The sequence below is a fragment of the Novosphingobium organovorum genome, from assembly GCF_022832435.1.
Lineage (GTDB): Bacteria > Pseudomonadota > Alphaproteobacteria > Sphingomonadales > Sphingomonadaceae > Novosphingobium > Novosphingobium organovorum.
Window position 1 is genome coordinate 1 of the sequence record NZ_JALHLF010000147.1, and the last position, 6611, is coordinate 6611.

Below are 6611 nucleotides of genomic sequence, written 5' to 3' on the forward strand. Positions count from 1 at the left end.
TACCGGGCGCACCGCCACCGGGTGCTGCCCCCGGCGCGCCGCCCGGCGGCGGACCGGCGGCCATCATCGCGGCCATGATCGGATCGTCGTTCGCCATCGTCTGCACCAGCACGCCGTTGCCCGGCACCACGCGCGCGTGGTCGAGCTCGATCGTGGTGCCGCGGTCCTTGACGAGGAACGCGGTGCGCGCGCTGACCATCGCGGCGCCCTTTTCGAAGCGGACCACGCCGCCCCCGGTGCCCTGGTGCATCATCACCCCGTACTTGCCCGAGGAGACGAACGAGCCGTTGGTGAAAGTGGCCGAGCCCGGCCCGCCCACGATCAGGCCATAGTCGGTGACGCGAAAGACGGTGTTGTCGAACAGGTCCTGCGCTTCGCCATTGGCATAGGCGCCGTAGCCGCTCCTGACGGTCTCGATCGTGCTGTCGATGACGGTGAGCGCGGTCGGCCCGGCGCCGTCGGTGGCCAGTGCGCCCCAGGCTTCGGCGCGGATGCGGCTGTTGCGGTAGGTGACGTGCGAGGTGCCCTGCACGTTGGTGGCGCGCACGTTGCCGCTGATGCCAAGCCCATAGGGGACTTCCATCATCTTGCCCGGCTCGATCGAGAAGGTGTAGTCGGCGGGCAGGGTGCCGTCCCAGGTCTCGATATCGGCGCCGTTGACCTCGACCTGCGCCGCGCCGTCGACGAAGATCGCGGTGCGCACCACGCCATGGGCGCGGATGACGGGGTTGTTGATCGTCACCACGGCCTTGCCCTTGACCGCGATGCCCGCGCCGTAGCCGATCGAATCGTCGACCCCGTTGCCGCTTAGCGTAATGACCGGATGGTCGAGCGTGTAGTGCGTGTCGCCTTCCACGATCACGCCGGTAAAGCCCGGCAGGGCCGAGGTGATCGAAAGGTTCGACGCCTTCTGCGCGTCGATCGTGCCCGCCGCCGGGGTCAGCAGCGAACGGGCCGCGTCGACCTTGCCGTCGTTGACGTAGAGCCCGGCGGGCACGGCATAGTGCTTGTCGCCCAGGAACGCGGTCCAGGCGACCGGCTCGGCCACCGCCAGCACGATCGAGCCCTGGTAGTCGCCCGGAGCGATGGCGGCGGTGCGGCCATCGACGCTGAGCGTGACGATCTTGCCCTTGGGCGCCGTAATCACACCGCCCGGCGCGATGTGCAGGCTATCGAGCCTGGTCGTGCGCGCGACGGTCCAGCTGTCGCCGGCCTTGACCTCGCGGCTCTGGGCGAGCGCGGTGCCCGAAAGGACAAGGCTTGTGGCAAGGCTGGCCGTGAGCGCGGTGAGCGCCACCGCGATCCGGGCGGCGCGGCGGCGCGGCGGCGCGAACGGGGGAACGGTTTGGGTCATCAGAAATGTCCTGTCAGAGTGACGCCGTAAGTGCGCGGCGCGTTGAGGATGCCGTAGCGGGTGGTCGGACCCGCGGTGTTGGCCTGTTCGATCACGGTCTGGTTGCTGAGGTTGTTGACGTAGGCGCTCACGCTCGCCGCGCCGCCCGGCAGTTCGTAGACCAGCCGGGCGTTGACGATCGCGTAGGGGGCCTGCCTGGAATAGGTGAAGGTGATGACGTCGGCCTGGTAGGCGCTCTTGAACATCGCATCGACGTGCGCCTTGATGCGGCTGCCATCAGCCAGGTCGAAGGCGTGTTCGTAGGCGCCGTTGAGCGTCCACTTGGGGCTGCGCGGCAGGCTGCGGCCGGTGAGGTCGGTGTAGGTGCAGGTGCCGTCGCTGTCGCACGAAGTGGCGATGTTCGCCGCCGCGAAACGGCTGCCCTGGTAGGCGATCGCGGCGTTCAGCGTGTCGTTCGCGCTCGGGCGCAGCTGCGCTTCGAGCTCGGCGCCCCACACCCGCGTGGTGCCCGCAATGTTCGAGGTGGTGACCGTATCGCTCGTCGCGTCCGCGCCCTGGACCACGTAGTCGAGCTGGTAGCCGTTGTAGAAGTAGTAGTACCCGCCAAGGTTCAGCGTCAGCATCGATCCGAGCAGGCGCGACTTGATGCCGCCCTCGATCGCCTTGATGTTTTCGGGGCCGTAGGCGCCGCCGTTGTCGTCGATCCCGCCCGAACGGAAACCGGTCGAGAACTTGCCGTAGAGCATTGCCTGCGCGGCGAGATCGTATTCGATCCCGGCGGTATAGGTGACCTTGTCGTAGCTGCCGGTGAACGCGGTGCTTTCGGTGTAGTCGGCTTGCGCGGGCCAGACCGAGCCGTCGACCGTGCCGCCGTCCATCTTCTTGCGGAAGGTGTCCTTGGTGTAGCGCAGCCCCGCGGTCAGGCGCAGCGCCGAGGTGAGCGGCAGCGTGGCCTGTCCGAACACCGCGCGCGAGCGGTCTTGCTGGAGCGGGTAATAGGTCGCATCGGCGATATGCAGCACGTACTTGGTTTCGCCCGAAAGGTCCTGGTCGAGCCAGTAGCCGCCCACCACCCAGCTGATCGGCGAACTGTCCGCGCTGGCCAGGCGTACCTCGTAGCTTTCCTGGTCGAGCGGTTCGTAAGCCCATTCGAGCCCGCCCGAGAAGGCCTGCAGGTGGCGGTTGGTGTAGCGCTGGATGCCGGTCAGCGCGGTCAGCTTGGCAAAGCCGAAGTCATAGTCGATCTGCGCGTTGAACTGGTCGGCATCGACGCGGTAATAGGGCTGGCAGTTGGGCGAGCAGTAGACCGCATCGCCGGTGGTGAGCACGGTGTATTCGTTATAGGGTTCGGCGTAGCGCTTGTTGGCCACGTCGTCGCTGATGATGACGTTGCCCGCGCCCTTCTTGTCGATCGCGAAATGCTCGTAGGACAGCAGCACGCGCAGCGCGGGATCGGGCTGCCACAGCACCTTGATCCGACCGATGCGGTCGTTCTGGTCGTCGAGCCCGTTGCTGAGATAGCCGTCGTGCCGATCGACCGCGCCGACCGCGCGGATCGCCAGCGTCGGGGTCAGCGCCAGATTGACCGCCGCCTCGGCGTGGATCGCCGAATAGTTTCCCACGCCCAGCGTGATGTCGGCGGAATTCTCGTCGAGGTGCGGATCGTTGGTGATGATGTTGACGGTGCCGCCATTGGCGTTGCGCCCGTAGAGCGTCCCCTGCGGTCCGCGCAGGACCTCGATGCGTTCGACATCGGCGAAGGCACCGGCGATGATGTCGCCCTTCTGCTGGTAGACCCCGTCGATGTTGACCGAGACCGGCGAGCTGCCCCCGACGCCGCGCGACCCGATGCCGCGAATGTAGAAGCTGGCGCCGGTGTTCGAGCGCTGGACCTGGACCGCGGGAACGTTCTCGACCGCCGAGGCAAGGTCGCTGGTGCCGGTTTCCTGCAGGGTTTCGGCGCCGATCACCGCGATCGAGGCGGGGGTCTTCTGGACCGAGCCTGCGCGTTTCATGGCGGTCACGATGATCTCACCGGCATCCTCGGCATCGCTCGTGGTCGCGGCGCTCTTTGCCGCAGCGTTCGCCGGGGCGTTCGGGGCGGCATCCTGTGCAAAGGCGGCGTGTGCCCCGGCGGCCCAGGCCGTGCCAGCCAGCAGCGCGCATACGAAAATCCTGTTCATTTTCTCTCTCTCCCTGTCCCTGCCGGGGAAAGGCCCGCACGATCCGCGCCATGGCGGCTTTCCGGGCGTTTTTCCGCAAGGTGTCCTGCTGTGGTTGCAACCGCTCCCACAAACGCGTGAATCAAAACACGGCGGGCCGTCCGGACCAGGCCCGCAGGGACGCGATCAATCGGCGCGCATAACCGGTGTGACGGCGGGCGAATGGGTCTTTGTCATGGTTTTGCAACCGCTCCCAGTCGCGCTGCAAAAAATACGCTTCGTCATCCTCGAATCCCGATCTTTGTGTTTGCACAGGCCATCCCACGATCGTCCGCGTGCTGTCGAATTGATCCGGCAAAAGGCTAGGTATCGAGATTTTGGTTTCCTGCGCCCCCCCACATGCCGCAAGAGAAAGGCTGAAAGGTTGGGTGCATTCAGTGATCGAAAAGCCAACTGGCTCGGACGTGGCCAGGCTCGCGGGGGTTTCCAAGTCGGCGGTGTCGCGTGCCTTTACCGGCGGGGTGGTGTCCGAGGAGGCGCGCAAGCGCATCCTCGAGGCGGCCAGGCTCCTCAAGTATCGGCCCAGCAACACCGCGCGTTCGCTGACCACGCGCCAATCGCGGATGATCGGCCTCGCGGTGACCAGCCTCGACAACCAGTTCTATCCCGAAGTGGTCGAAAAGCTGTCCGACCGCTTCGCGCGGGCGGGCTATCGCCTGCTGCTCTTCGTCACCCATGGCGAGGCCGATCTCGACCCGGTGCTCAACGAACTGCTCGGTTATGGCCTCGACGGCGTGGTCCTGGCCTCCTCGAGCATGGCCTCGCAAGTCGCGGCCGAGTGCCGCGAGGCCGGGGTGCCCGTGGTCATGTTCAACAACGTTGATCCCGACGGCGTGCAGGCAGGGGTCAGTTCGGACGACGAGGCGGGGGCGGCGCTCGTCGCGCGCTACCTGCTGGCGAGCGGGCATGAGCGCCCGGCGGTGATTACCGGCCTTGGCCAGAGCAGTTCGAGCGTGCGGCGCCTGCGCGGCTTCCAGTACGAACTGGCCCGCGCCGGGCGCGCGCGGGCGCGGGCCAGTTCGGGTGATTACACCTTCAGCGGCGCCTTCGAGGTCGCACGCGCCTGGATCGAGGGGCCCAGTCCGCCCGATGCGCTGTTCTGCGTCAACGACCACATGGCGATCGGCGCGCTCCACGCGGTTCACCACCGCGGGCTGACGCCGGGGCGCGACATCTCGGTGATCGGCTTCGACAACGTCTCGATCGCCCACTGGCCGCTGCTCGACCTGACCACGCTGGCGCAGCCGCTCGAGGGCATGATCGAGGCGACGGTCGCGCTCCTGCTCAAGGCGATCGCCTCCAACACCATGCCCACGACGCAAGAGGCGCTGACGGGAAAGCTGGTGATCCGCGGCAGCGCGCGCCGCGCACCGGGTATAACCCGCGAGGCTTCGGGCGAGGAAACCTGGGCGGACTGAAGGCCGGGCCTCGTCGTTACCCTGACCACAGGGTTCCCGGCGGCGCGTCACCCGTTTCGGGGCCAGATGCTGGATCTGCTGCGCTGGCGTTCTGGTTCCTGCTCGGGCCGCTTGCCACCTGGCTGGCGGGCTATCTGCCGGGCCGCCGCATCCTGCTTGGCGCGGACCGGCCCGCGGGCGTGTTCTGGCAATGGCGTCGCTGGTGCACGCGGCGCGATTTCTACCGCGCGTTGTGGCCCGAGGGATTCGGCCTCGCCTCGTTGGGCCGGGCGGCCGGGGCCCGTGCGCCACTCCTTGCGGAGCGGCGCCGGGACCGGGCTGACGCGGTGGTCACGCCCGAGCCCGTGTCAGATCGGCCATGACGGGAGCCCGGTGTCGATGGTGATCCATTTGAGTTCGGTGAATTCGGCGATGGCCGCCGCGCCGCCAAAACGCCCGTAGCCTGATGCGCCGGTGCCGCCAAAGGGCATCTGCGCCTCGTCGTGGACGGTCGGCCCGTTGATGTGGCACATGCCCGCCGTGATCCCTTCGGCCAGCGCCAGCGCGCGGGCGATGTTGTTCGAATAGACCGAAGAGGTCAGGCCATAGGCGGTGTCGTTGGCAAGGCGCAGAGCCTGCGCGTCGTCGCGCGCGCGCAGGATGGTGGTTACCGGACCGAACGATTCTTCGGCATAGATCGCCATGTCGGGGGTCACGTCGACCAGCGCGACCGCCGAAAGCAGCGTCGCATCCTCCCCCGAAGCGCCCAGCACGCGCGCGCCCTTGGCCTGGGCATCGGCGATGAGCGCGCGGATGCGGATCGCGGTGGCATCGTCGACCACCGAGCCGAGCGGCGCACTCGCACGGCGTGGATCGCCCGCGCGCAGCGCCTCGATCCGCGTCTCGAAGCGTTCGATGAAGGCGTCGGCAAGGCCTTCGTGCACGATGATCCGCTCGGTCGACATGCAGATCTGGCCGCTGTTCATGAAGGCGCCGAAACCCGCAGCGGCGATCGCGGCGTCGAGATCGGCGTCGTCGAGCACGATCATCGGCGCCTTGCCCCCCAGTTCGAGCAGGCAGGGCTTGAGCTCCTGCGCCGCGATCCCCGCGATGATCCGTCCCACGCGGGTCGATCCGGTGAAGTTGATCCGGCGCACCGCCGCGTGCCGCACGAGCGCCTCGACCACCGGACCGGCATCGGCCGGATCGTTGGTGACGACATTGACCACGCCCGCCGGAAAGCCCGCCTCGCGCAGCACTTCGCCGATCAGCCAGTGGGTGCGCGGGCAGTGTTCGGACGCCTTGAGCACCACCGTGTTGCCGCAGGCCAGCGGTGTGGCGATGGCGCGCACGCCCAGGATCACCGGTGCGTTCCACGGCGCGATGCCGAGCACCACCCCGGCCGGGCGGCGCACCGTGTAGGCGTGGCACCCCGGCCGGTCGGAGGCGATCGTCTCGCCCTTGACCTGGGTGGTGAGCGCGGCGGCCTCGCGCAGCAGTCCGGCGGCGAGATGGACATTGAAATGCGCCCAGCCGTGCGCGGCCCCGGTTTCGGCGATCATCGCTTCGGCAAAGTCGTGCGCGCGCGCGTCGAGCCCGTCGGCGGCGGCGAGGAGCAGCGTGCGCCGCGCGCCCGGC

General features: G+C 68.0%; 4 protein-coding genes. 1 reads left to right on the forward strand and 3 read right to left on the reverse strand.

All coding sequences use genetic code 11. The features are described from left to right. Together MTR62_RS19130 and MTR62_RS19135 are read right to left on the reverse strand one after the other, a co-directional pair. Nucleotides 1-1354, reverse strand: a 1354-nt coding sequence (locus tag MTR62_RS19130; RefSeq protein ID WP_244023943.1) for a right-handed parallel beta-helix repeat-containing protein, incomplete at its 3' end; no start/stop codon positions are given. Continuing rightward, on the reverse strand, nucleotides 1354-3537 hold the full coding sequence (locus MTR62_RS19135) for a TonB-dependent receptor (protein WP_244023945.1): 2184 nt from the start codon (nucleotides 3535-3537) through the stop codon (nucleotides 1354-1356). The genes MTR62_RS19135 and MTR62_RS19130, both read right to left, overlap by 1 nt. Nucleotides 3538-3944: 407 nt before the next feature. On the opposite strand from MTR62_RS19135, the gene MTR62_RS19140 reads away from it, so the two are divergent. Further along, on the forward strand, nucleotides 3945-4994 hold the full coding sequence (locus MTR62_RS19140; RefSeq protein WP_244023947.1) for a LacI family DNA-binding transcriptional regulator: 1050 nt from the start codon (nucleotides 3945-3947) through the stop codon (nucleotides 4992-4994). A 347-nt stretch (nucleotides 4995-5341) separates the two neighbouring features. On the opposite strand, the gene MTR62_RS19145 is transcribed toward MTR62_RS19140, so the two are convergent. Further along, the coding region (locus MTR62_RS19145) for an aldehyde dehydrogenase (RefSeq protein WP_244023949.1) at nucleotides 5342-6611 on the reverse strand (1270 nt) is incomplete at its 5' end.